Below are 24,664 nucleotides of genomic sequence, written 5' to 3'. Positions count from 1 at the left end.
GTGTGCGGCGCCCCGGCGCAGGCTGCTTAGCCGACTTTGCGGTCCTCGCGGGCCGTCGCGATATGCTTGCGATTGTTAACAATGATGGTTGCCTTCGCATGTCCTTGTCCCAAGCTTCTTCTTCCATGCCCCAGGCGGCCGACGAGTCCTGCGACGTGCTGGTGGTCGGCGGCGGGCCCGCCGGGTCGACCATCGCCACGCTGCTGGCACGGCAGGGCCGCAAGGTAGTGCTGCTGGAGAAGGCGCACCATCCGCGTTTTCACATCGGCGAATCGCTGCTGCCAGCGAACGTGGAGCTGTTCGACAAGCTCGGCGTGCGTGAGCAGGTCGAGAAGATCGGCATGCCGAAGTTCGGCATCGAGTTCGTCTCGCCCGAGCACGAGCACCGCAGCTATGTGGAATTCGGCGAGGGGCTGGACAAGTCGCTCGACTCGGCCTGGCAGGTGCGCCGTTCGGAGCTCGACGAGCTTCTGTTCCGCAACGCCGCCACCTGCGGCGCGCAGGCCATCGAGGGCTGCAAGGTGCGCGACGTGGCCTTCGACGCGGAAGGCGCCACGGTCAAGGCCGAGATGGACGATGGCGCAGGCCGAAGCTGGCGTGCCCGCTTCGTGGTCGACGCCACCGGCCGCGACACGCTGCTGGCCAACAAATTCCGCTGCAAGGAAAAGAACCCCGACCACAACAGCACCGCGCTTTTCGGCCACTTCACCAACGCCGAGCGGCTGGAGGGCAAGAAGGAAGGCAACATCAGCATCTGCTGGTTCCCGCACGGCTGGTTCTGGTTCATTCCGCTGGCCGACGGCACCACCAGCGTGGGCGCGGTCTGCTGGCCGTACTACCTGAAGACGCGAGACAAGCCGCTGAAGGAATTCTTCTACGACACCATCGCCACCTGCCCGGTGCTGGTGGACCGCCTGAAGAACGCCACGCTGGTCGACGACGCGGTGCATGCCACGAGCAATTTCTCGTACTCCAGCACACACGCCACGGGCGAGCGCTACCTGATGCTGGGCGATGCCTTCACCTTCATCGACCCGATGTTCTCCTCGGGCGTGTATCTCGCCATGCACAGCGCCTTCGACGGCGCCGAGCTGGTGGCGACGGCGCTCGACAAGCCGCGGCGGCTGGCCGCGGCGCGCAAGGGCTTCGAGGCCATGATGCGCAAGGGCCCGCGCGAGTACTCGTGGTTCATCTATCGCGTGACCAACCCGACCATCCGCGACATGTTCATGCACCCGGGCAACCCCTTCCGCGTGAAGGAAGGCCTGATGACGCTGCTGGCCGGCGACATCTACCGAGGCACGCCGATGCGCGGCCCCGTCGGCATGTTCAAGGTGCTGTACTACCTGATCTCGATCGGCAACATGCGCCGCACCTGGGAAGGCTGGAAGCGCCACCGCTTCAACGTCCGCGACATGGGGATGCTGAAGGGCGAGACGATCCTCAAGTCGGACTGAGCGACAGGGCGGCCAAGGCCAGCGCCACCGCGTGCGCGGTGCCCGGCGCGGGGCTGCTGAGCACGTCGATGGGAAGGTCGGCGAGCGCGTCGGCCACCGGGGCCATCGAGGCCTGGGCGAGCACGATGACGTCGGCTTCGGCAGATGCCGCCCGGATCGAGGAGGCCAGCGTCCCGATGTAGCGCGCGTTGTCTCCGGCTTCGAAATGCGGCCATGCGTCCTCTACGAACAGCAAGGCCGGTCGCACCGCGACACCAGCTTCCTCCGCTGCGGAAAGAACCAGCGCCTGCGTCGGCGCCAGCGTGCTTTCGAGCGCCGCCGCGATCAGCACACGCGGTCCGGTGCGCACTGCCTGGTCTGCCATGGCCCGGTCGATGCGCAAGGCCCTGAACGCATCGCCGGTCGGCGTGCGTTGCGCGATGGCGCCGATGGTCGAGCAGGTGCACACCACGACCTTCGCACCGCCCGAGGCGGCTTCGTGCATGGCCTCGTGGACACGGGCAACGAGCCCGGCGTCGTTGACGCCGGTGATGCGCGCGTCGGCCAGCAGTTCTTCGCGCACCAGGTGCCGCACGCGCAGCCCGGGCGCGTTCGCGCGCACCAGTTGCTCGAAGGTCGGCACATGAGACTGCGCCGTGTGAAGGAAGGCCAGCGCCTCTTGCATGGCTTCGTCAGGCCGCGGCGGCGGCTTCGCGGGCGCGCCTCGCCTCGTAGGCCTTGAGGTGCACGTAGGCGGTGCGCAGCACGGTGGGCACCGTCGCATTGCCGGGCGCGGCGCGGCTCAGCAGGTCGCCGACGATGTGATCGGCTTCCACGGCCGCGCCGCGCGCCATGTCCTTGTACATCGACGCCGTCATGGGCGAGCCGGCGGCCGTGATGATGGCGCGTCCGCGCTGCACGGCGGCGGGGCGCGGCGCGAAGCCGTTGTGGGTGGCGATGGCGCAGCACTCGTCGAAGATCGAAAGCGCCACGTCCTGGCCGCCGGCGGCCACGATGTCGCCGATGGATGCGTGCATCAGGCTGGTGAGGCCGGCGGCCGAGGCGATGAAGACCCACTTTTCCCACATGTCCTGCGAGATGTTCTCGCTGGCCGTGGCATCGAACTTCGCGCCGGCGAACTGCGCCGCGATGGCGTCGACCCGCGCCGAGCGGCCGCCCGCGCGTTCGCCGAAGCTCAGGCCGTGCATGTCGTTGAGGTGCAGCACGCGGCCTTCGTCGTCGAGGGTGGCGGAGATCATGCACAGGCCGCCCAGCACGCGCTCGCTGCCGAAGCGTTCGGCCAGCCTGTCGATGTGGCTCATGCCATTGAGCAGGGGGAGGATCACGGTGTCAGGGCCGACGGCCGGCGCGAAGGAGTCCATGGTCGAGTCGAGGTCGTAGGCCTTGCTGCCGACCACGATCACGTCGTAGGGGCCGTCGATGCCGTCGGCCAGCACGTGTTTCGGCGGGGGCAGCTGCAGGTTGCCGAAGGGGCTCTGCACCACCAGCCCGGTCTTCGCGAGCTGTGCCGCGCGGCGCGGGCGCAGCAGGAAGGTGACGTCGCGTCTCGCCTCCAGCAGACGGCCGCCGAAATAACCACCGAGTGCGCCGGCACCCACCACCAGAAATCTCATCGCGCTTCGCTCCTGTATCCGAGAGTGAAAAAAGACCGGCCGCGATGATGCCCGGGATCGCCGGAGCCTGCTTCAGGCCGGCGCCTTCTCCAGCAGCCGGCCGCGGGCAAAGGGCGAGAGGTCGAGCGCGCCCGGGCGGCCCAGCACATGATCCGCGATGGCGTCGCCCAGCCCGGCCGAGTGCTTGAAGCCGTGGCCCGAGCAGGCCGAGACGACGAGCAGGCTGGGCATGCCGTCGAGCGCGTCGATCACGAAGCGCCGGTCGGGCGTCACGGTGTACATGCAGGCGCGCGCCTTGACGGCGCGGCCGTCGATCTGCGGGAAGCGGCCGGCCACGCGCTCGCGGTACATGGCGGCGCTTTCCTCGGCGCTCACGCTGCGGTCGATGGTCTCGGGCGTGGTGGCGGCCGCGTACTGCTCGGTCGCCACCTTGAGCGCGGGCTGCGCGGGGTCGGAGGCGGGGAAGCCGTACATGTAGTCTTCGGGTCCGTCGCCGAACATCCAGATGAAGATGGGAAAGCGCCCCGGCGCGAAGTCGGCGGCTGCGCTGCCGGTGTCGTACCAGTGCATCACCTGGCGGTGCACGGAGAAATCGGCCTGCCAGTCGGCGCGCGCCTGTGTGCCGAGGAAGGCGGGCAGCCACGCGCCGGCAGCGACCACGACGCGGTCGGCCGTGAAGCTTGCGGTGGCGGTGCGCACGCGCAGGATGTCGCCGTTGCCCACGGGCTCGACGGCTTCCACGCGCTCGCCGGTGCGTGTTTCGGCGCCCGAGGCGCGGGCCACGGCGAGCTGGGCGCCGATGGCGTCCTCGGGCCGAACGAAGCCGGACTCGTGCTCGAAGTAGCCGATTTCATTGCCCCGCAGGTTGAATTGCGGAAAGCGCGCGCGGATGCCTGCCGCGTCGAGCACTTCATGCGCGATGCCGAAGCGCTCGGCGCAGGCGATGGTGCGGCGCACGAAGTCGGACTTGCCGTGGTGCTCGGCCACGCGGTCGCGCGGCGCGAGGATCAGGCCGCCGGTGGTGGTCATCAGCGGCTTGCCGGTGCGTGCTTCGAGCTCGCGCCAGATGGCGTGCGAGCGCTGCACGAAAGGCACGTATTCGTCGCCTTCGCCCACGGCCAGCCGGGTGATGCGGGAGTCGCCGTGCGAGGAGCCCTGGTCATGGGGCGGCGCGAACTGGTCGATGCCCAGCACGCGGGCGCGGCGCTGCGAGAGCTGGTGGAGCGTGGCGGCGCCGAGCGCGCCGAGGCCGACGACGATGACGTCGTAGTGAGAGGATGGCTGGGGCACTGATGCGTCCTGCGCTTCGATGGGTTTGGAAGGGAGCGCATCATCTTGCCGCCGTTCGCCCGGCATCGCATGAACTTTTCCGGATAAGGTCTTGGACGCTTCGCATAATCGCGTTCGTCATTCCGACCCTCTCAAACAAGGAGCTTCACCCATGGCCCAGACCCGCATCGCCGTCATCGTCGGCAGCCTGCGCAAGGATTCGTTCAACCACAAGCTGGCCCTCGCGCTGGCGCACCTCGCGCCCTCGGACTTCACCTTCGAAACCCTGCGCATCGACGACCTGCCGCTGTACAACCAGGACGACGATGGCAACCAGTCCGCGCCGGTGAAGCGCCTGAAGACCGAGATCGCGGCGGCCGACGGCCTGCTGTTCGTCACGCCCGAATACAACCGCTCGATTCCCGGCGTGCTGAAGAACGCGATCGACCAGGCCTCGCGCCCCTATGGCCAGAGCGCCTGGGCGGGCAAGCCGGCCGGCGTGGTCGGCATCTCGGTCGGCGCCATCGGCACCGCGCTGGCGCAGCAGCACCTGCGCAACATCCTGGCCTACCTCGACGTACCCACGATGGGCGCGCCCGAAGTGTTCCTGCAGGCCAAGGACGACCTGTTCGACGACAAGGGCCACATCGGCAACGAAGGCTCGAAGAAATTCCTGCAGGGCTGGATGGACAAGTACGTGGCTTGGGTGAAGAGCCACGCGGCCTGAGATTCCGCGCCAGCCGGAACGAAAAAACCGCCCATCGGGCGGTTTTTTTCATGGTGCGAAGCGGAACGTGCTCAGGCAGCCTGCGCGACGTTCTTCTGGTTCGCGGCTTCCGCCGTCGCCACCAGGATGTCGGCGCGGGCAGCCGCCAGGGCGCTGTTGCGGGCTTCGTCGCCCATCGCCACGCCCTCGGCGCGCACGATGCGCACGTCGGTGATCCCGAAGAAGCCGAAGACCGCCTTCAGGTAGCTCTCCTGGTGTTCCATGGCCTGGCCGCCTTCGCTGGTCGAGTAGACGCCGCCGCGGCTGGAGGCCACGATGATGGTCTTCCCGCCGGCCAGGCCCACGGGGCCCTTGTCGGTGTACTTGAAGGTGCGGCCGACCTGTCCCAGGCGGTCGATCCAGGCCTTGAGCTGCGTCGGGATCGAGAAGTTGTAGAACGGCGTGCCGATGACGACCACGTCCGAGGCCAGGAACTGGCTCACGAGCTTTTCGGACAGGGCGTTTTCGCGCGCCTGGGCTTCGGTCGGCTGCGCTTGCACCCCGACCTTGATGCCCAGCGCGTCGGCACCGAAGTGCGAGGGGGCGTCCACCGCCAGGTCGAGGTACTCGACGGCGGTGTCGGGGTGGGCGGCACGCCATGCGGTCACGATCTCGGCCGAGAGCAGGCGCGAGGTCGAGTTGGTGCCGAGGATGCTGGAGTCGATGTGGAGCAGCTTCATTTCAATCAATCACTTTCTGTGTTGGCTGTCGGCACTCAAATCGGCCGGCGATGGCGTAATTCTATTTTTGGGTCGAGTTGCCGATAAGTAGCCAAAAATTGCATAGATCGTTCTGATTGCAGGACAATGAACGACATGCAGGACCTCAACGACATGGTTTTCTTCGCCGAGGTGGCCGAGCGCGGCGGCTTCGCGGCCGCCAGCCGGGCGCTGGGCATTCCCAAGTCGCGCCTCTCGCGCCGCGTGGCGGAGCTCGAGGACCGGCTCGGAGTGCAGCTCATGCAGCGCAGCACCCGGCGTCTGTCGCTCACCCCGGCCGGCGAGATCTACCTCCGGCACGCCTCCGCCATGCGCGACGCGGCGCAGGCGGCGGCCGAGGCGGTGGCGCAGGTGCAGACAGAGCCCAGCGGGCTGGTTCGGCTGAGCTGCCCGGTCACCATCGCGCACAGCGGGCTGGCGCAGCTCATGCCGGTGTTCATGCAGCGCTATCCGGCGGTGCGCATCGACATGAAGGTGATCAACCGGCCAGTCGACCTGATCGAAGAGGGCATCGACATCGCCCTGCGCGTGCGGTCGGTCATCGAAGACAGCACCGTGCTGGTGGCCAAGACCTTCGGCTACAGCCGCGGCGTGCTGGTGGCGAGCCCGGCGCTGCTGGCCCGGCACGGGCCGGTGCAAACGGTGGCCGACCTGGGCAAGCTGCCGACGGCGGCCATGTCGGTCAACGGGGAAGGGCGCAGCGACTGGCGGCTGGAAGGCCCGAACGGCGAGAGCCTCGTCCATTCGCACACGCCCCAGTACGTGGCCGACGATCTCGCCACGCTGCAGTTCGGCGCACTGGGCGGCGTCGGCGCGACCATGCTGCCCGACTACATGTGCCGCGCCGACGTGGAAGCCGGCCGCCTGGTGCGGCTGCTGCCGGGCTGGGGGCCGCCGCCGGTGGTCGCGCACATGGTGTTTCCAGCCCGGCGGGCGTTGGTGCCGGCGGTGCGCAAGCTGATCGATTTCCTGATGGAACACCTGCAGAACGAGGACATGCGAATGTTCTAGGTCCGGGGCGGATTCGGGGTCGGATTGCCTTCGTTATGCGGAAAACGTCATATCCAAACAAGCAGATATTCGTTTGGCATTGAAGCAAGGGTTCGCACAATCCACGACTCCCATCCATCCAGGAGCGACCATGGCTACTCTGCGTCTAGGCGACACCGCCCCCAATTTCACCCAGGATTCCAGCGAAGGCCCCATCGACTTCTACCAGTGGGCCGGCGATTCGTGGGTCGTGTTCTTCTCGCACCCCGCCGATTTCACGCCCGTGTGCACCACCGAACTGGGCAAGACCGCGGCGCTGTCGGGCGAATTCGCCAAGCGCGGCGTGAAGCCCATCGCGCTGAGCGTGGACCCGGCCACCAGGCACAAGGAATGGATCGGGGACATCAACGACACGCAGAACACCACGGTCAACTTCCCCATCATCGCGGACGCGGACCGCAAGGTGGCCGACCTGTACGACCTGATCCACCCGAATGCCTCGGCCACGGCCACCGTGCGCAGCGTGTTCATCATCGACCCGAAGAAGATCGTTCGCACGACCATCACCTACCCCGCGTCCACCGGCCGCAACTTCGACGAGATCCTGCGTGTCATCGACTCGCTGCAACTCACCGACAGCCACAAGGTCGCCACGCCGGTGAACTGGAAGGACGGAGACGACGTGGTCATCATCCCGGCCATTCAAGACCCGGCCGAGCTCGCCGAGCGCTTCCCCAAGGGCTTCAAGGCCGTGCGCCCCTACCTGCGCATTACGCCGCAGCCGAACAAGTAAGCGGGCAGGGCAAGCTCAGTCATGCAGACGCGCGTCGTCATCGTGCCTGGTTGGCGCGACTCCGGCCCTGGCCATTGGCAGAGCCTGTGGGAAGAGCGCATTCCGGGCGCTGCGCGCGTGGTGCAGGACGACTGGGCCTCGCCCAAGCGCGATGCCTGGGTGCCGGCGCTCGCGAAGCTGGTGCTCGAACAACCCGGCCCGGTGGTGATCGCCGCGCACAGCCTGGGCTGCATCGCCACGGCGCACCTGCCGCCTGCGGCCGCTGCCCGCATCCGCGGCGCGTTGCTGGTGGCGCCGGCCGACCCCGAGCGCCGCGCCGTGCTCTCCGATTTCGCGCCCGTGCCGCATGCCGCGCTGCCATACCGCAGCATCGTGGTGGCCAGCAGCAACGATCCGTACTGTCCGATCCGCCTGGCGGGCGCCTATTCGCGCGCCTGGGGCAGCGAGTTCGTGCGGATGCAGAATGCGGGCCACATCAACATCGATTCGGGGCACGGGGACTGGCCGCTGGGCCTTGCCTTGCTCCAGTCGCTGACCGACGAGCCCGCCGCATGGTCGGCGGGCCATGATTTTTCAGAGAACCTCGCAACCACATGACTTCCAGAATCAAGACCTTCGTCGCCGTGCTCGCGCTGGCGTCCTCCGCGCTCGCCGGCAGCACCGCCTTCGCTCAAGGCACCTCGCTGCTGAACGCCTCCTACGACGTGGCGCGCGAGTTCTACAAGGACTACAACGCGGCCTTCGTGGCGCACTACAAGAAGGCCACCGGCAAGGACGTGAAGATCGACCAGTCGCACGGCGGCTCCAGCGCGCAGGCCCGCGCGGTGGCCGACGGCCTCGACGCCGACGTGGTGACGATGAACACCTCCACCGACATCGACTTCCTGGCCAACGCCGGCGTGGTCGCCAAGGACTGGACCAAGAAATTCCCCGAGAACGCATCGCCGACCACGTCGACCATGCTGTTCCTGGTGCGCAACGGCAACCCGAAGGGCATCAAGGACTGGGAGGACCTGGTCAAGCCCGGCGTGCAGGTCGTGATCGTCAACCCCAAGACCGGCGGCAACGGCCGCTACGCCTACCTGGCCGCCTGGGGCTACATCAAGAAGAAGGGCGGCACCGACGCCCAGGCCGCCGAGTTCGTCGGCAAGCTGTTCAAGAACGTGCCTGTTCTGGCGCGCGGCGGCCGCGATGCGACCACCGCTTTCCTGCAGCGCAACATCGGCGATGCGCTGATCACCTTCGAATCGGAAGTGGTCTCCATCGACCGCGAATTCGGCACCGGAAAGGTCGACTCGGTCTACCCCTCCATCAGCATCGTGGCAGAGAACCCGGTGGCCGTGGTCGAGCGCACCGTCAAGAAGAAAGGCACCGGCGAGCTCGCCAAGGCCTACCTCGACTGGCTGTATTCCGAGGAAGCGCAGGAAATCGCCGCGAAGCACGCGCTGCGCCCGCGTTCGCAGACCGTGCTGAAGAAGTACGCCGCTACCTTCAAGCCGCTGCAACTCTTCACGGTGCAGGAACTCTTCGGCAGCCTCGGCGAAGCACAAAAGGTGCATTTCAACGACGGCGGACAGTTCGACAAGCTGTACACCCCTGGCGGCAAGTGAAGCACACCCCCAGTCTTCGCGCACTTCGTGTCGCTTTGCCAACCCCCTTGCAGGGGGCAACACCTGCGGCCCGGCAAAGCCGGTTCCGCGGTGTTCCACGAAGTGGCCAGCGCTTCAACAACGGACTGTTCTCATCATGAGTGGTGTGACTTCTTCGGCGCTCCCAACCGCGGGAGCGCCTTTTTCGCGTGCCAACCGGGCAGGCGGCGCCAAGCGCGTGCTGCCCGGTTTCCACATCACGCTCGGCTTCTCGATTCTTTATCTGAGCCTGATCGTGCTGATCCCGCTGTCGGCGCTGGTCTTCAAGACCTTCACGCTGAGCTGGGAGCAATTCTGGGTGGCCGTGACCGCCCCGCGCGTGATGGCTTCCTACCGGCTGACCTTCGGCGCATCGCTGATCGCCGCCATGGTCAACGCGGTGTTCGGCCTGCTGGTGGCCTGGGTGCTGGTGCGCTACAAGTTTCCGGGCAAGCGCATCGTCGATGCGCTGGTCGACCTGCCGTTCGCCTTGCCGACGGCGGTGGCCGGCATTTCGCTGACCGCGCTGCTCGCGGGCAACGGCTGGATCGGCCAGCTGCTGGAGCCGCACGGCATCAAGCTGGCGTTCACGCCGGCGGGCATCGTGATTGCGCTGATCTTCATCGGGCTGCCCTTCGTGGTGCGCACGGTGCAGCCGGTGCTGGAAGATGCCGAGAAAGAGCTGGAAGAAGCCGCCACCTCGCTCGGCGCGACGCGGCTGCAGACCTTCACCAAGGTGATTTTTCCGTCGATCGCGCCCGCGCTGCTGACGGGCTTTGCCATGGCCTTCGCACGCGCCATCGGCGAGTACGGCTCGGTGATCTTCATCGCCGGCAACATGCCGATGATCTCGGAGATCACGCCGCTCATCATCATCGGCAAGCTGGAGCAGTACGACTACGCGGGTGCCACGGCGGTCGCATTGGTGATGCTGGTCATTTCGTTCGTCCTGCTGCTGGTCATCAACGGCCTGCAAGCCTGGCAGCGTCGCAGGGCTGGAGCCTGACATGAGCGCACCTTCCAAAGTCATCCGCCGCGCGCAAGCCGGCACCACCGAATCCGCCTGGGTACGCTGGACGCTGATCGGCATGGCGCTCGCGTTCATGTTCCTGTTCCTCGTGCTGCCGCTGGCCGCCGTGGCTACCGAGGCACTGCGCAAGGGCGTCAATGCCTACCTCGAAGCGCTGAAGGAGCCCGACGCCTGGAGCGCCATCCGCCTCACGCTGATCACGGCCGCCATCGCGGTGCCGATGAACCTCGTGTTCGGCGTGGCCGCCGCCTGGGCCGTGGCCAAGTTCGAGTTCCGTGGCAAGGCCTTCCTCACCACGCTGATCGACCTGCCGTTCGCGGTGTCGCCGGTGGTGGCGGGCCTGATCTACGTGCTGGTGTTCGGTGCCCAGGGCTGGCTCGGCCCCTGGCTGTCGGAGCACGATATCAAGATCATCTTCGCGGTGCCGGGCATCGTGCTGGCGACCGTGTTCGTGACCTTCCCGTTCATCGCGCGCGAACTCATTCCGCTGATGCAGGCGCAAGGCACCGACGAGGAGCAGGCCGCCATCGTGCTGGGCGCGACCGGCTGGCAGACTTTCTGGCGTGTGACGCTGCCCAACATCAAGTGGGGCCTGCTGTACGGCGTGATTCTCTGCAACGCGCGCGCCATGGGCGAGTTCGGCGCTGTGTCGGTGGTGTCGGGCCACATCCGCGGCCAGACCAACACCATGCCGCTGCACGTGGAAGTGCTCTACAACGAATACCAGTCGGTGGCCGCGTTCGCCGTGGCCTCGCTGCTGGCCATCCTGGCGCTGGTCACGCTGGTGATCAAGTCGGTGATCGAATGGCGCCACGAGCGCGAGATGAAAGCCATTGCCGAGCTGCCCCCGGAACGGCCCCCTGAAACCACGGCGGCCTGAGCCTGAGAGAGAAGAAATCATGAGCATCGAAATCCGCAACATCAGCAAGCAGTTCGGCGACTTCCGCGCGCTGCGCGACGTGAACCTCGACGTCGAATCGGGCGAACTGGTCGCGCTGCTCGGCCCTTCGGGCTGCGGCAAGACCACGCTGCTGCGCATCATCGCGGGGCTGGAGACAGCCGACACCGGGAGCATCCTTTTTTCGGGCGAGGACACCACCGACGTGCACGTGCGCGAACGGCAAGTGGGCTTCGTGTTCCAGCACTACGCGCTGTTCCGCCACATGACCGTGTTCGAGAACGTGGCCTTCGGCCTGCGCGTGAAGCCGCGCAAGGAGCGCCCTAGCGACGCGCAGATCAAGGCCAAGGTGACCGATCTGCTCAAGCTGGTGCAGCTTGACTGGCTGGCCGACCGCTACCCCTCGCAGCTCTCGGGTGGCCAGCGCCAGCGCATTGCGCTGGCCCGCGCGCTGGCGGTGGAGCCCAAGGTGCTGCTGCTGGACGAGCCCTTCGGCGCGCTCGACGCCAAGGTGCGCAAGGAGCTGCGCCGCTGGCTGCGCCGGCTGCACGACGAGCTGCACGTCACGTCCATCTTCGTCACGCACGACCAGGAGGAAGCGCTGGAGGTGGCGGACCGCGTGGTGGTCATCAACAAGGGCCGGATCGAACAGGTCGGCTCGCCGCAGGAAGTGTGGGACCAGCCCGCCAGCCCATTCGTCTACGGTTTCCTCGGCGACGTGAACCTGTTCCACGGCCGTGCCGACAACGGCGCGGTGCAACTGGACGGCATGCGTCTCGAATCTCCCGAGCACAGCGGCGCGCGCGATGCCAAGGCGCGCGCCTACGTGCGTCCGCATGACATCGACGTGACACGCTATGTGAGCGGTGCCTCGGGCATCGTCGCCACGCTGTCGCGCGCGATCGTCGTCGGCCCCATCGCGCGGCTGGAACTTGAGCCCACGGAATCGAATCCGGATAATCCGGGCTCCGGAACCATCATCGAAGCGCAACTCCCTGCGCAACAGTTCCGCGATCTGGGCTTGAAGGAGGGCGACACCGTCGTCGCCAATCCGCGCAAGGCCAGAGTGTTCGTAGAAGAAGATTGGGTATCTCCTTGATCGATTGGTACTTCGGCGCGCCGCGCCGCGCGTTCGGGCTGATCTGCCTGGCCTGTGTCCTGATGCTGGCCTTCGGGCTCTACCTGCAGCACGTGGTCGGGCTCGAACCCTGTCCCATGTGCATCGTGCAGCGCTACGCGCTGGTGCTGGTGGCCCTGTTCACCGGGCTGGCCGGCGTGTTCCGCAGCGTGGGCCTGCGTGTGGTCAGCGGCGTTCTGGCGCTGCTGGCCGCTTTGGGTGGCGCCTACACGGCGGCGTCGCAGAGCTGGCTGCAGTGGTATCCGCCCGAAGTCGTCACCTGCGGGCGCGACCTCTACGGGATGATCGAGACCTTCCCGCTGAAGCGTGCGCTGCCGATGATCTTCCGCGGCGGCGGCGACTGCTCGAAGGTCGACTGGTCTCTGTTCGGCCTGACGCTGGCGAACTGGTCGTTCATCGCATTCGTGGTTCTCTCGCTGCTGCTGGTCACGCTGCTCATGCGCTCGCGTCGCGCGCGCTGATCGGCAGGAGAAGCAACCTGGCACGAAGCAAAGCGCCGCCCGGATGAGCGGCGTTTTGACGAGAGCGGGGCGGGTTCGCCTCAGTTGAACCAGCCCTGGCCCGAGAAGCCGCAAGCCATTTCTTCCAGCAGGCTGCGCCAGTACCAGCGGCTGGCGCAGCTGTCGACGATGGCGGTGTTCACGGCGGGCTGAAGCATCTCGGGCTTGGCAGCCGGCGCCACAAGGCTCAGCAGGTCTTGCTGGGCCGACACTTCTTCCATCTTGATCTTCGAAGCGGGCGCGCCAACGCTGGCGATGACGCCCGTCGTCTGCAGCGCGTCGCTGTCCTGGGGCGTATGGGCTGCGCCCGCAGTACCGCTGAAAGCCAGCAGCGTCGCAATTGCACCGGCCAGGGCTGCATTGCGCAGCAGTGTGTTCGACTGTTTGAATTTCATGGTCGTTTCCCTTAATTGAATGCGTCGGAAAAGAGATGCCCCCGGCCGGGAAAAAAGATATTCGCGGGCCATTGGCATCTGCTGTGGCGGGCGGCTTGCAATGCGCTGCCCAATTGCGAATGTAGGAGTGCAATTTGCGTGCACACAGTGCCTAAAGTCACGATCTGCCCGAGGCTTGAAGCGCCATTCGCTCTCTTGTAAGAGGATGGTGTCAATGCACCGCGCGGGTCTTTAAAAGCTCTTCAGCAAACGCAGCTAGGATTGTGCGAATACCCGCGGAACTTCTTTTTTGGCGTTGAATTCTTCAAGAAAAGCATTCCTCTCCAGCGCCTTTCATTCCTTTTTCTTTGCATGCCCAATAACCCACCCCGGCGATCGCGCAAATACCTGATCGGCATTGCCGTCTTCATCGTGCTGGCCGTCATTGCCTCCGCCTGGCTGAGTCCGGCGAAGAAGAACGAATACCTCACCGCCACGGTGCAGCGCACCGACCTCGAAAACGCGGTGCTCGCCACCGGCGTGCTGCAGGCGCTCAAGCAGGTGGAGGTGGGCGCGCAGGTGAGCGGTCAGCTGAAGTCGCTCAAGGTGGTGCTCGGGCAGACGGTGAAGAAGGGCGACTGGCTCGCCGAGATCGACCCCGTCATCTCGCAGAACACCCTGGCGCAGGAGCAGGCCAGGCTCGACAACCTGCAGGCGCAGAAGCTGGCCAAGGAAGTGCGCATCAAGCAGGCGCAGCTCACCTGGACGCGCCAACAGGAAATGCTCGCGCAGGACGCGGCCGCGAAGCAGGACATGGAAAGCGCCGACGCCGAGCTGCGCGCGCTGCGCGCCGACGCGGTGGCGCTCGAGGCGCAGATCCGCCAGCAGAAGCTGGCCGTGGCGTCTGCGCAGCAGAACCTCTCGTACACGCGCATCGTCGCACCGATCGACGGCGACGTGGTTTCCATCAACACGCTCGAGGGCCAGACCGTGGTCGCGGCTTTCCAGGTGCCCACGCTGATGAAGCTGGCCGACCTGTCGACCATGACCGTGAAGGCGCAGGTGTCGGAAGCCGACGTGGTGCGCGTGAAGCCGGGGCAGCCGGTGTACTTCACCATCCTCGGCGACCCCGACAAGCGCTATCACGGCACGCTGCGCGCGGTGCAGCCTTCGCCCGAGAAGATCAACAACGCCGTGTTCTTCAATGCGCTCTTCGACGTGCCCAACCCCGACCGCACGCTGCGCGTGGACATGACGGCGCAGGTCGCCATCCTGCTGGGCGAGGCCAAACAGGCGCTGACCGTGCCGCTGACCGCGCTGGGTGCGCGCGACAAGGACGGCCGCCAGGAAGTGCGCGTGCTCAAGGCCGATCACTCCGTCGAGACGCGCAAGGTGCGCGTCGGCATCTCCAACAACTTCCAGGCACAGGTGCTCGAAGGTCTGAAGGAGGGCGACAGCGTCATCACCGGCGATGCCTCGGCGGTGATGGAGCGCGGCGAGACAGGCAGCAACGGCGACGGCGGCGGCGGACGGGGCAAGCCTCAATGACGCAGCCGCTGCTCACCCTGCGCGGTATCGGCCGCAGCTTTCCCTCGGGCGAGCAGGAAGTGCAGGTGCTCAAGGACGTCAACCTCGACATCGGCAGCGGCGAGATGCTGGCCATCGTCGGCGCCTCGGGTTCGGGCAAGTCGACGCTGATGAACATCCTGGGCTGCCTCGACCGGCCGAGCACGGGCTCCTACACCGTCTCCGGCCAGGACGTGGGGGCGCTCGACAGCGACGCGCTGGCCGAACTGCGGCGCGAGCACTTCGGCTTCATCTTCCAGCGCTACCACCTGATGCAGCACCTCACGGCCACCGGCAATGTCGAAGTGCCCGCCGTGTACGCCGGCACCGACAGCCAGGCGCGCGACTCGCGTGCGCGCCAGCTGCTCGAGCGGCTGGGCCTGGGCGACCGCACCGAGCACCGGCCGAGCCAGCTGTCGGGCGGCCAGCAGCAGCGCGTGAGCATCGCGCGCGCGCTCATGAACGGAGGGCAGGTGATCCTGGCCGACGAGCCGACCGGCGCGCTCGACAGCCGCAGCGGCCAGGAGGTGATCGGCATCCTGCGCGAGCTGCATGCGCAGGGCCACACGATCATCATCGTGACGCACGACATGCAGGTGGCGAGCTGCACCGAGCGCATCATCGAGATCGCCGATGGCGTGATCGTGGGCGATCGGCCGAACTTGCCGACGGTGCCGATGCCTTCGCAGGTCGAAGCCGCGTCTCCCGCAGCGGCGATGACGAAGCCCCGGCTGGGCATCGCCCGCTTCAGCACTGGCTGGGCCCGCTTCGCCGAAGCCTTCCGCATGGCCTGGCGCTCGATGATGGCGCACCGCATGCGCACGGCGCTCACCATGCTGGGCATCGTCATCGGCATCACCTCGGTGGTGTCGATCGTGGCCATCGGGGAGGGCGCCAAGCGCTATGTGCTGTCGGACATCCGCGCCATCGGCACCAACACGCTCGACGTGTATCCGGGCCGCGACTTCGGCGACGACAAGGCGACGAGCATCCGCACGCTGATACCTTCCGACCTCGACGCCATCGCGGCGCAGCCTTACGTGCACAGCGTCACGCCCGTGACCTCGCGCAGCCTGCGCCTGCGCTACCGCAGCGTGGACATCAACGGCACGGCCAACGGCGTGAGCGACAGTTTCTTCCGCGTGCGCGACATGCAGATGGCCAGCGGCGCGGCCTTCACCGCTTCCGACGTGCGCCATCAGTCGCAGGTGGTGGTGATCGACCAGAACACGCGGCGCAAGCTGTTTCTCGAAGGCACCGAGCCGGTGGGCAAGATCATCCTCGTGGGCAGCCTGCCGTGCACGGTGATCGGCGTGGCGCAGGAGAAGAAGACGGTGTTCGGCGACGGCAACAAGTCGCTCAACCTCTGGCTGCCCTACAGCACGGGCGCGAGCCGGTTGTTCGGGCAGCAGCACTTCGACAACATCACGGTGCGCATCCGGGACGACCAGCCGACCAAGGCGGCCGAGGACAGCATCGTCAAGCTGCTCACGCTGCGCCACGGCACCAAGGATTTCTTCACTTTCAACATGGACAGCATCGTCAAGACGGCCGAGCGCACCAGCCAGTCGCTCACCCTGCTGCTGTCGCTCATCGCGGTGATCTCGCTGGTGGTGGGCGGCATCGGCGTGATGAACATCATGCTGGTGTCGGTGACCGAGCGCACGCGCGAGATCGGCATCCGCATGGCCGTGGGCGCGCGCCAGAGCGACGTGCTGCAGCAGTTCCTGACCGAGGCGGTGCTGGTGTGCCTGGTGGGCGGCCTGATCGGCGTGACGCTTTCGTATGGCATCAGCTTCCTGTTCTCGCTTCTCGTCAAGCAATGGCAAATGATCTTTTCAATGGGCGCGGTGGTGTCGGCGTTTCTCTGCGCGTCGCTGATCGGCGTGCTGTTCGGCTACCTGCCGGCGCGCAACGCTGCGCGGTTGGACCCCATCGAGGCGCTGGCTCGTGAGTAGGGCGCGTATTCTTTCCCTGGCCTCCGCTGCCGTGCTCGCCCTGGGCGGCTGCACTCTGTTTCAGCCGGAGCAGCGCACGCAGCGGCCGTTCGATGTTCCGCAGCGCTGGCAGCAGTCGACTCCGCCTGCGACCACCGGCACCGCGGTGGCGCTGTCCGCCAACTGGTGGACGGCCTTCAACGATCCGCAGCTCGACCGGCTGATCGACAGCGCCCTGCGCACCAACAACGACCTGGCGGTGGCCGGCATCCGCGTGCAGCGCGCGCAGCTGCAGGCCGGGCTGGCGAACACGAATCTCACGCCCGGCGTGCTCGGCCAGGCCAACACCAGCCGCAGCTACGACCTGAAGCGCGGCGGTGTGGCCAGCTCTGCGTCGAACGCGTCGGTGGCACTGAGCTACGAGCTCGACCTCTGGGGCCGGCTCTCTGCACTGCGCAGCGCCGCCGACTGGGAGCTAAAGGCCACCGAGTCCGACCGGCAGGCGGCTGCGCTGTCGCTGGTCGGCACCACGGCGGGGCTCTACTGGCAGACCGGCTACCTGAACCAGCGCATCGCGCTGAGCGAGGCGGGCATGGAAGACGGCCGGCGCATCCTTGCGCTTGCGCGCGTGAAGTACGCGGCCGGCGCCGTGTCGGGGCTGGATGTGGCGCAGGCCGGCCAGAGTCTCGCCACGCAGGAAGCGGCCCACACCCAGCTGCTGCAGCAGCGCGTGGAGGCGCGCAACGCGCTGGCGATCCTGTTCGACCAGCCGCCGGAGCCGATGTCCGCCGAGCCCGCGCAGCTGCCGGATATCGCATTGCCGGCCATCGATGCCGGCGTGCCCGCGAGCCTGCTGGGCCGCCGCCCAGACCTCCGCGCCGCCGAGCAGCGCCTGCGCGGTGCGCTGGCGAACGTCGACGCCACGCGCACCGGCTTCTATCCCGCGCTGAGCCTCACGGGCACGCTGGGCACGTCGAGCGCTGCGCTCGGCGAGCTGCTGAAGAATCCCGTGGGCACGCTGGGTGCGGGGCTGACGCTGCCTTTCCTGCAATGGAACACCGCGCGGCTGACCGTGGCGGTGTCGCAGACGCAGTACGAAGAGGCGGTGGTGGGCTTCAGGCAGTCGCTGTACACCGCGCTGTCGGAGGTGGAGAACGCTCTGTCGTCGCGCACGCAGTTGCGCGCCGAAAGCGAGAGCCTGATGCTGGCCCTGCAGGAGGCGCAGCGCGCGGAGCGCCTGTCGGAAGTGCGCTACCGCGCCGGGGCGACCGCGCTGCAGCCGGTGCTCGACGCCAAGGACAGGCGCCGCGCGGCCGAGGTGTCGCTGGCGCAGAACCGGCTGAACCAGCTCAACGCGACGATGACGCTCTACAAGGCGCTGGGCGGGGCGGCGGTGGCTTCGTAGCGCATTTGCTCCCTCTCCCAGGGGGAGAGGGGACGAGACATCAGTCCTGGAACGGCGGCTTCTTCGCCAGCTTGCGCAACAGCAGCAAGGGCAGGCGGAGCACGAACTCGACCATCAGCCGCGCATGCATCCAGGTGAGCAGCACGTTGTCGCGGCCATAGCGGAAGTGCGAGACGCCGCCTTCTTCGGCGGACAGGTACTTCACCGGCGCGTCGATGTTCACAGGCTTCACTCCGCGCCACGCCAGCCGCACGACGGCCTCGGTGTCGAAGTCGAAGCGGCGCATCCAGGGCTGGCGGGCCATCACCGCGATCAGGTCGGCCACGGGATACACGCGAAAACCGTAGAGCGAATCGCCGACGCCCGCGAACAGGGTCTCGAGCTGGGTCCACCCGTTCGACACGCGCCGTCCGCGCACACGCAGCAGCGGCGCGCTGGCGTCGAACACCGGGCGGCCGAGCACCATGGTCTCGGGGCGCCGAAGCGAGGCCTGCATGAAGGCGGGGATCAGGTCGGCCGGATGCTGGCCGTCGGAGTCCATCGTCAGCGCGTGGGTGAAGCCGGCTTCCTTCGCGGCGCGCAGGCCGTGCTGCACGGCGGAGCCCTTGCCCTGGTTCTGCGGCAGAACCCACACGCGCAGGCCCGGATCGCCCTCGGCGAGCTGCTGCAGCCGCTCGCCGGTGCCGTCGTCGCTGCCGTCGATCACCACCCACACCGGGTTCCACTGCGCGCGTGCGGCGGCGACCGTGGAGAACAGGCGCTCGCCCGTGTTGTAGCTCGGGATCAGGACAAGGTGTGTGCGCGAGGCGTCTGGCATTCGGGGGACGCGTCGGTGGCGCGCTGCTCCATGTTCTGTCGGAAATATTGTTCGAGTTCGGCCTGCAGCACGTCGCTGTCCTGCGTGGGCGAAAAGCGCTTGCCCAGCCGCAGCCTGAAGACGATGGGCAGCGGCGGCACCCGCCACAGCGGCCAGCCCTTGGCGAGGTAGGGCGAGTCGGTGTCGATGAACACCGTCTGGATCGGCGCCTGCGCCAGCTTGGCGATCAGCGTGGTGCCCGGGCGGAACGGGTTGAGCGGCGGCGTCACCGTGCGCGTGCCTTCAGGGAAGATCACCAGCTGCCCGCCATTGCGCAGGTCGTTCACAGCCAGCCGCACCATGGTGCGCGCCGACTTGTTGCTGATGTAGCGCGCCAGCCGGGCGCCCGCGCCCAGGAAGATGTTGCCCATCAGGTCGGCCTTCATGATGCACGCGCTGCGCGGCAGCCGCGCCACCAGCAGCAGCGCATCGAGCATGGTCGGATGGTTGGCCACGAAGATCACGCCGGGTTCCTTGCGCATCGGGTCGAGGCAGCTGGCGTCGATGCGCATCATGCCGGTCACCGAGGCCAGCCACCAGAACATGCGGTAGGCGAAGGCGATGGTCATGCGGCCCAGCGCACGGGCGGGCGCCGCCGGCATCACCGGATGGATGAGCATGGCGAAGACGTTCCAGACCAGCGAAATCAGGCCGAGAAACAGCAGCAGCGCATAGAGCATCAGCGCGAGCGGAATCGACGTGAGAAATCTCAGCACGCGGTTCATTGAGTCGGTCAATCTGACGGGACGGCCGGACGGGAGCCGGTCAGGCCCGCAGCTGCCCCGCGGCGACGGCGTGGGCCTCGATCTCGACCAGCAGGTCGCTGCGGCAGATGTCCGCCTCGAGGTAAACGGCGTGGCGCGACATCGGCGCGTCGGCGCCCAGCGCTTGCTCGATGATGGCGCGCACGGTGCCGGTGTCCGACGGATGCCGCACGTAGACCACGCAGTCGAGCCCGGCCAGCGAGAACGTCGCGCTGCAGCGCTCGTTGGCGGCGGCGATCACTGCCTGCAGGTTGCGCAGGGTCTCGCGCGTCTGCTCCCGCACGTCGCCGTGGTGCACGGTCTCGTGGCCGACGATGCTCGCGGTGCCGGAGATGAAGAGGGCGACGCTGCCATCGCCGATGTCCGCCAGCGCGGCGCGGGAAAAAGTCGGCGAACGCGGGCCGTAGGTTTCGGGATAGCGGTAGGCCGAAACCTGCCGCGGGTTCTCTACCGGCAGCGGTGCCTGCTGCCCGGCCAGGAAACGGATCGACAGTGCGCCTTGATGAATGCCGAGCGCGCAAGCGGCAGGTGCGCCCTCGAAGGCGGCGCGGCCCGCTTCGAGAAACGCCTCCTGCCGGCCGAGGTTGAACTGGCGGTAGCGCTCCAGGCCGCCGCCATCGGCGTTGATCTGAGGCAGGTAGTTCCAGATCCGCTGCAGGTGCGGCGTGCCGGCCTGTTCGAGCGCCTTGAACAGGTCGCGATAGGCGCGGTGCGCGAGTTCGGCCAGGCCCTGCTTTTCGGCTGTTTCGTCGAGGTCGATGGCGCCCAGCAGCCAGTGCCCGTCGGTGCGCCAGCGCGCGATGCCGGTGGTGCCCGACCTGATCCGCGCGCCGCCCGCGTGCCACACGTCGGCCATGGCGCCATCGGACGAGAGCACGTGTGCGTTGACTGTCGGCATCCAGGCCACTCCGTGCGGCGTGCCGTAGCCGAGCGCGGCGAAAGGTGCTTTGCCGCCGCCCGCGAGCGCCAGGCTGGCGGTGAGCGAAAGGCGCTCGACGCGCAAAGGGGAAGTAGAGGTTTCGTCCTGGGCTCGCACTGTCAACTGGCCTCTGCGGTGTTTTCTGGTTTGGTGGCGGTGTAGACCGAGAAGACGCCGAGGCTCGCGTGCCGGCGCACGTCGCGCAAACCCGCAGCGGCCAGCGCCTGCATCACCCGTTCGGGCGGAATGCAGGCCTCGATCGTGTCCCAGTAGTAGCGCCACAGTTCGGATGTATTGCGCTGGCGGCCGATCACGCGGGCGATCAGCGGCACCACGGCGCGCATGTAGCCCTTGAGCAGCGCCGTTGCGATGCGTCCCTCGGGCTTGGTGATCTCGAGCACCGCCACGCGCCCGCCGGGGCGCAGCACGCGATGGAACTCGGCGAAGGCGGCGGCCACGTCGCTGATGTGGCGCATGGCGTAGCCCATGCTGACGAAATCGCAGCTGGCATCGGGTCGGGGCAGGGCTTCGGCCACGCCGCGCACCAGCTCGACGCCGGGCAGCCTGACCTGGCCCAGCATGCCGGGGCTGGGGTCGACGCCGACGAGGTGCCCGGCGGGGCCGATCAGCTTCAGCGCCTCGCGCGCCACCAGCCCGGTGCCGATGCCCACGTCGAGCACCTGCATGCCTGTCGCGAGTCCTGCCTGCCGCAGCACCGCACGGCGGTACGAGGGGCCGGTGCCCAGCGCCAGCACGCTTTCGATGCGGTCGTAGTCGGCCGCGGTGCTGTCGAAGATGCGCCGCAGGAACGCCTGGTGCTCCGCCTCGTTGCTGTAGTACAGCGGCAAGGGCGCGTGCGGTGGCAGGGTGTCGGGATTCCCGGGCCCGACGGAAGGCGATGGCGTCATCGAACAATTATCACCAAAAGCATTGGCCCGAATTCCGGCCGCCAGCGCCAGCGTTGTGTGCGCCGGACAGTAAACTCGGGGCTGCTCGATTGACACAGAAACACAGGACAGCGAGATAGAAAGCCATGGCCGGACATAGCAAGTGGGCGAACATTCAGCACCGGAAGGGCCGCCAGGACGAAAAGCGGGGCAAGCTCTGGACCCGCGCGATCCGCGAAATCACGGTGGCCGCCCGCGCCGGCGGCGCCGACCTGGGTGCGAACCCGCGGCTGCGGCTGGCGGTTGAAAAGGCCAAGGCGGTCAACCTGCCCATCGACACCATCAAGCGCAACATCGACAAGGCCACGGGCAACCTCGAAGGCGTCAATTACGAAGAGATTCGTTACGAAGGGTACGGCATCGGCGGCGCGGCGATCATCGTCGACACCATGACCGACAACCGCGTGCGCACCGTGGCCGAAGTGCGCCACGCCTTCTCCAAGCACGGCGGCAACATGGGCACCGAAGGCTCCGTGGCCTTCCAGTTCAAGCACTGCGGCCAGATCATCTTCGCGCCCGGCACCAGCGAGGACAAGGTGATGGAAGTGGCGCTCGAGGCGGGCGCCGAGGACGTCGTCACCGACGACGACGGCGCCATCGAGGTCATCACCTCGGTGGCCGACTTCGAGGCCGTGAAGAACGCGCTCGAAGCCGCCGGCCTGAAGCCCGATGCCGCCGAAGTCACGATGCGTGCCGAGAACACCGTGGACGTGACCGGCGAGGACGCCGCAAGAATGCAGAAGCTGCTCGACGTGCTCGAAGACCTCGACGACGTGCAGGACGTCTATCACAACGCCTCGCTGTCCGAGTGAACACGAGCGCCGGATGCAAATTTGTTGAAACACAGCGAGAAATGAAGGCCCGCGAATGAAGGTACTGGTAATTGGGGGAGGGGGCCGCGAACACGCTCTGGCATGGCGCCTGGCGCAGGCCGCCCGGGTGAGCCGCGTGTACGTGGCGCCGGGCAACGGCGGCACCGCGAGCGACGAGCGCTACGACTGCATCGACATCACCGAGCCCGCCGCGCTGCGCGAGTGGGCCATCAAGGAAAAGATCGCGCTGACCGTGGTGGGCCCCGAGGCCCCGCTGGCCGCCGGCGTGGTCGACGAGTTCCGCGCGCACGGCCTGCGCATCTTCGGCCCGACTCAGGCTGCGGCGCAGCTCGAAAGCTCGAAGGCCTTCTCCAAGGCCTTCATGAAGCGCCACAAGATCCCGACGGCCGAGTACGAGGCCTTCACCGACGCCGCCGCCGCGCACGCCTACATCGACGCCAAGGGCGCTCCGATCGTCGTCAAGGCCGACGGCCTGGCGGCAGGCAAGGGCGTCGTGGTCGCCATGACCGCGCAGGAAGCGCACGAGGCCGTCGACTTCATGCTGGTCGACAACAAGTTCGGCGTGTCGCACAACGAAGGCGGCGCGCGCGTCGTCATCGAGGAGTTCCTGCAGGGCGAGGAAGCCAGCTTCATCGTGCTGTGCGACGGCAAGAACGTGACCGCGCTGGCCACCAGCCAGGACCACAAGCGCCTGCTCGACAACGACGAAGGCCCCAACACCGGCGGCATGGGCGCCTATTCGCCCGCGCCGGTGGTCACTGCCGAGGTGCATGCGCGCGCCATGCGCGAGATCATCCTGCCGACCATCCGCGGCATGGAAAAGGACGGCATTCCGTACACCGGCTTCCTCTACGCCGGCCTGATGATCGACGCGACGGGCCACCCCAAGACGCTCGAGTTCAACTGCCGCATGGGCGACCCCGAGACGCAGCCGATCATGATGCGGCTCAAGTCCGACCTGTTCGAAGTCTTCTGGCATGCCACCGACGGCACGCTCGACCAGGTCGAACTGCAGTGGGACCGCCGCGTGGCGCTGGGCGTGGTCATGGCCGCGCACGGCTATCCGCTGTCGCCGCGCAAGGGTGACCGCATCACCGGCATTCCGGCCGAGGCGCCCGATGCGGTCGTGTTCCATGCGGGCACCACGCTGGACAACGGCGAGCTCAAGACCAGCGGCGGCCGCGTGCTCTGCGTGACCGTGCTGGCCGACAGCGTGAAGCAGGCGCAGCAGCGGGCCTACGAGGTCGCGGCGCGCGTCAGCTTCGATGGGGCGCAGTACCGCAAGGACATCGGATTCCGCGCGGTGCACGCGCGCACCCCTCACGGCGCCTGATGCAGCAGACCAATCCGGCGGCGGTCGGCGAATACCTGCGCGGACTGCAGCATTCGATCATCGCGGCGGTCGAGAAGGCCGATGGCGGCACCTGCGTGCGCGACGCCTGGCAGAAGGAGCCCGGTGAGCCGCTGCAGGGCAACGGCCTGACCTGCATCCTCGAAGGCGGCGAGCTCTTCGAGCGCGCGGGCTGCGGCTTCTCGCAGGTGCGCGGGCCGAAGCTGCCGCCCTCGGCCACGCAGAGCCGTCCTGAGCTGGCGGGTGCGCCTTTCGAGGCGATGGGCGTGTCGCTGGTGTTCCATCCGCGCAACCCGTACGTGCCCATCGTGCACATGAACGTGCGCATGCTTGCCGCGCTTCCCGAGGGCAAGGAGCCGGTCTGCTGGTTCGGCGGCGGCATGGACCTCACGCCGTGCTACGGCTTCGAGGAAGACGCGGTGCACTTCCACACCGTGTGCCGCGATTCGCTTGCCGCCTTCGGCGACGACAAGTACCCGCGCTTCAAGACCTGGTGCGACGAGTATTTCTTCCTGAAGCACCGCAACGAGCAGCGCGGCATCGGCGGCATCTTCTTCGACGATTTCTCCGAAGGCGGCTTCGAGAACGGCTTCGCGATGATCCGCTCGGTGGGCGACGGCTTCCTGCCAGCTTACCTGCCCATCGTCGAGCGCCGCCGCGCCACGCCGTACGCGGAGCGCGAGCGCAACTTCCAGCTCTACCGGCGCGGGCGGTACGTGGAATTCAACCTCGTGTGGGACCGTGGCACGCACTTCGGCCTGCAATCGGGCGGGCGCACGGAGTCGATCCTGCTGTCGATGCCGCCGCTGGCGAGCTGGGCCTACCGGCAGCAGCCCGAGCCTGGCAGCCCCGAAGCCGCGCTGTACAGCGACTTCATCGTCCGACGGGATTGGGTATGACCCCCAGGCTTC

General features: G+C 67.4%; 25 protein-coding genes. 16 read left to right on the top strand and 9 right to left on the bottom strand.

The window, feature by feature from the left end; all coding sequences use genetic code 11:
• Positions 1–98 precede the first annotated feature (98 nt).
• Complete coding sequence (locus tag QMO14_RS07020; RefSeq protein ID WP_301505657.1) at positions 99–1,457, top strand: NAD(P)/FAD-dependent oxidoreductase; 1,359 nt, start codon at positions 99–101, stop codon at positions 1,455–1,457.
• Here QMO14_RS07020 and QMO14_RS07015 read toward each other — a convergent pair.
• From QMO14_RS07015 to solA, 3 genes are all read right to left on the bottom strand, one after another.
• A complete protein-coding gene (locus QMO14_RS07015; protein WP_301505656.1) occupies positions 1,444–2,121 on the bottom strand; it encodes an Asp/Glu/hydantoin racemase in 678 nt (225 codons plus the stop codon). The genes QMO14_RS07020 and QMO14_RS07015 overlap by 14 nt on opposite strands.
• A gap of 7 nt (positions 2,122–2,128) precedes the next feature.
• The gene (gene panE / locus QMO14_RS07010) at positions 2,129–3,070 is read right to left on the bottom strand and encodes a 2-dehydropantoate 2-reductase (protein ID WP_301505655.1); all 942 of its coding nucleotides are present in this window, start codon (positions 3,068–3,070) and stop codon (positions 2,129–2,131) included.
• A gap of 72 nt (positions 3,071–3,142) precedes the next feature.
• Positions 3,143–4,360, bottom strand: coding sequence for an N-methyl-L-tryptophan oxidase (solA, locus tag QMO14_RS07005; RefSeq protein ID WP_301505654.1), 1,218 nt, complete (start codon positions 4,358–4,360; stop codon positions 3,143–3,145).
• A 151-nt stretch (positions 4,361–4,511) separates the two neighbouring features.
• Here solA and QMO14_RS07000 point away from each other — a divergent pair, with 151 nt between their 5' ends.
• Positions 4,512–5,066 (top strand): NADPH-dependent FMN reductase, encoded by a 555-nt coding sequence (locus QMO14_RS07000; protein WP_301505653.1) that lies wholly within the window; start codon positions 4,512–4,514, stop codon positions 5,064–5,066.
• Between the two features lie 71 nt (positions 5,067–5,137).
• On the opposite strand, the gene QMO14_RS06995 is transcribed toward QMO14_RS07000, so the two are convergent.
• Entirely contained in the window at positions 5,138–5,785 is a 648-nt protein-coding gene (locus tag QMO14_RS06995; protein WP_301505652.1) for an FMN-dependent NADH-azoreductase, read from the bottom strand.
• 135 nt (positions 5,786–5,920) lie between these two features.
• Here QMO14_RS06995 and QMO14_RS06990 point away from each other — a divergent pair, with 135 nt between their 5' ends.
• The 8 genes from QMO14_RS06990 (at position 5,921) to QMO14_RS06955 (ending at position 12,762) form a co-directional block, all read left to right on the top strand.
• Complete coding sequence (locus QMO14_RS06990; RefSeq protein WP_301505651.1) at positions 5,921–6,835, top strand: LysR family transcriptional regulator; 915 nt, start codon at positions 5,921–5,923, stop codon at positions 6,833–6,835.
• 130 nt (positions 6,836–6,965) lie between these two features.
• Positions 6,966–7,607 (top strand): peroxiredoxin, encoded by a 642-nt coding sequence (locus tag QMO14_RS06985; protein WP_126019383.1) that lies wholly within the window; start codon positions 6,966–6,968, stop codon positions 7,605–7,607.
• A gap of 21 nt (positions 7,608–7,628) precedes the next feature.
• A complete protein-coding gene (locus tag QMO14_RS06980) occupies positions 7,629–8,204 on the top strand; it encodes an alpha/beta hydrolase (RefSeq protein WP_301505650.1) in 576 nt (191 codons plus the stop codon).
• Positions 8,201–9,217 (top strand): sulfate ABC transporter substrate-binding protein, encoded by a 1,017-nt coding sequence (locus QMO14_RS06975; protein WP_301505649.1) that lies wholly within the window; start codon positions 8,201–8,203, stop codon positions 9,215–9,217. Before QMO14_RS06980 ends, QMO14_RS06975 begins: the two co-directional genes overlap by 4 nt.
• Positions 9,218–9,353: 136 nt before the next feature.
• Positions 9,354–10,241, top strand: coding sequence for a sulfate ABC transporter permease subunit CysT (gene cysT, locus QMO14_RS06970; RefSeq protein ID WP_301505648.1), 888 nt, complete (start codon positions 9,354–9,356; stop codon positions 10,239–10,241).
• Between the two features lies 1 nt (position 10,242).
• A complete protein-coding gene (cysW, locus tag QMO14_RS06965; RefSeq protein WP_301505647.1) occupies positions 10,243–11,145 on the top strand; it encodes a sulfate ABC transporter permease subunit CysW in 903 nt (300 codons plus the stop codon).
• A gap of 19 nt (positions 11,146–11,164) precedes the next feature.
• A complete protein-coding gene (locus tag QMO14_RS06960) occupies positions 11,165–12,262 on the top strand; it encodes a sulfate/molybdate ABC transporter ATP-binding protein (RefSeq protein WP_301505646.1) in 1,098 nt (365 codons plus the stop codon).
• Entirely contained in the window at positions 12,259–12,762 is a 504-nt protein-coding gene (locus QMO14_RS06955) for a disulfide bond formation protein B (RefSeq protein WP_301505645.1), read from the top strand. The genes QMO14_RS06960 and QMO14_RS06955 overlap by 4 nt, the downstream gene beginning before the upstream one ends.
• Before the next feature lie 80 nt (positions 12,763–12,842).
• Here the strand turns inward: QMO14_RS06955 and QMO14_RS06950 are convergent, their stop codons facing one another.
• Positions 12,843–13,196, bottom strand: a complete 354-nt coding sequence (locus tag QMO14_RS06950; protein WP_301505644.1) for a hypothetical protein — start codon at positions 13,194–13,196, stop codon at positions 12,843–12,845.
• A 351-nt stretch (positions 13,197–13,547) separates the two neighbouring features.
• Here QMO14_RS06950 and macA point away from each other — a divergent pair, with 351 nt between their 5' ends.
• Genes macA through QMO14_RS06935 form a run of 3 tightly spaced genes read left to right on the top strand, consistent with a single transcriptional unit; the run spans position 13,548 to position 18,083 of the window.
• Positions 13,548–14,723, top strand: coding sequence for a macrolide transporter subunit MacA (gene macA / locus QMO14_RS06945; RefSeq protein ID WP_301505643.1), 1,176 nt, complete (start codon positions 13,548–13,550; stop codon positions 14,721–14,723).
• The gene (macB, locus tag QMO14_RS06940; RefSeq protein WP_301505642.1) at positions 14,720–16,699 is read left to right on the top strand and encodes a macrolide ABC transporter ATP-binding protein/permease MacB; all 1,980 of its coding nucleotides are present in this window, start codon (positions 14,720–14,722) and stop codon (positions 16,697–16,699) included. The genes macA and macB overlap by 4 nt, the downstream gene beginning before the upstream one ends.
• On the top strand, positions 16,692–18,083 hold the full coding sequence (locus tag QMO14_RS06935) for an efflux transporter outer membrane subunit (RefSeq protein ID WP_301505641.1): 1,392 nt from the start codon (positions 16,692–16,694) through the stop codon (positions 18,081–18,083). Before macB ends, QMO14_RS06935 begins: the two co-directional genes overlap by 8 nt.
• A 40-nt stretch (positions 18,084–18,123) precedes the next feature.
• Here the strand turns inward: QMO14_RS06935 and QMO14_RS06930 are convergent, their stop codons facing one another.
• Genes QMO14_RS06930 through QMO14_RS06915 form a run of 4 tightly spaced genes read right to left on the bottom strand, consistent with a single transcriptional unit; the run spans position 18,124 to position 21,530 of the window.
• The gene (locus tag QMO14_RS06930) at positions 18,124–18,900 is read right to left on the bottom strand and encodes a glycosyltransferase family 2 protein (RefSeq protein WP_301505640.1); all 777 of its coding nucleotides are present in this window, start codon (positions 18,898–18,900) and stop codon (positions 18,124–18,126) included.
• Positions 18,867–19,664 (bottom strand): 1-acyl-sn-glycerol-3-phosphate acyltransferase, encoded by a 798-nt coding sequence (locus QMO14_RS06925; protein WP_301505639.1) that lies wholly within the window; start codon positions 19,662–19,664, stop codon positions 18,867–18,869. Before QMO14_RS06925 ends, QMO14_RS06930 begins: the two co-directional genes overlap by 34 nt.
• 40 nt (positions 19,665–19,704) lie before the next feature.
• Positions 19,705–20,739, bottom strand: coding sequence for a Rid family hydrolase (locus QMO14_RS06920; RefSeq protein WP_301505776.1), 1,035 nt, complete (start codon positions 20,737–20,739; stop codon positions 19,705–19,707).
• Between the two features lie 2 nt (positions 20,740–20,741).
• Complete coding sequence (locus QMO14_RS06915; protein WP_301505638.1) at positions 20,742–21,530, bottom strand: class I SAM-dependent methyltransferase; 789 nt, start codon at positions 21,528–21,530, stop codon at positions 20,742–20,744.
• A gap of 125 nt (positions 21,531–21,655) precedes the next feature.
• Here QMO14_RS06915 and QMO14_RS06910 point away from each other — a divergent pair, with 125 nt between their 5' ends.
• From QMO14_RS06910 to hemF, 3 genes are read left to right on the top strand one after another with little or no spacing between them, the layout of a single operon-like run.
• Complete coding sequence (locus QMO14_RS06910) at positions 21,656–22,381, top strand: YebC/PmpR family DNA-binding transcriptional regulator (protein WP_295979864.1); 726 nt, start codon at positions 21,656–21,658, stop codon at positions 22,379–22,381.
• Between the two features lie 55 nt (positions 22,382–22,436).
• Positions 22,437–23,735, top strand: a complete 1,299-nt coding sequence (gene purD, locus QMO14_RS06905) for a phosphoribosylamine--glycine ligase (protein ID WP_301505637.1) — start codon at positions 22,437–22,439, stop codon at positions 23,733–23,735.
• Positions 23,735–24,652 (top strand): oxygen-dependent coproporphyrinogen oxidase, encoded by a 918-nt coding sequence (gene hemF / locus QMO14_RS06900; RefSeq protein ID WP_301505636.1) that lies wholly within the window; start codon positions 23,735–23,737, stop codon positions 24,650–24,652. The genes purD and hemF overlap by 1 nt, the downstream gene beginning before the upstream one ends.
• Positions 24,653–24,664 lie beyond the last annotated feature (12 nt).

Source organism: Variovorax sp. CAN15 (genome assembly GCF_030462475.1).
Classification (GTDB): Bacteria; Pseudomonadota; Gammaproteobacteria; order Burkholderiales; family Burkholderiaceae_C; genus Variovorax.
Note: the sequence above shows the minus strand (reverse complement) of the source record. Positions and strands in the feature narration are given on the sequence as shown.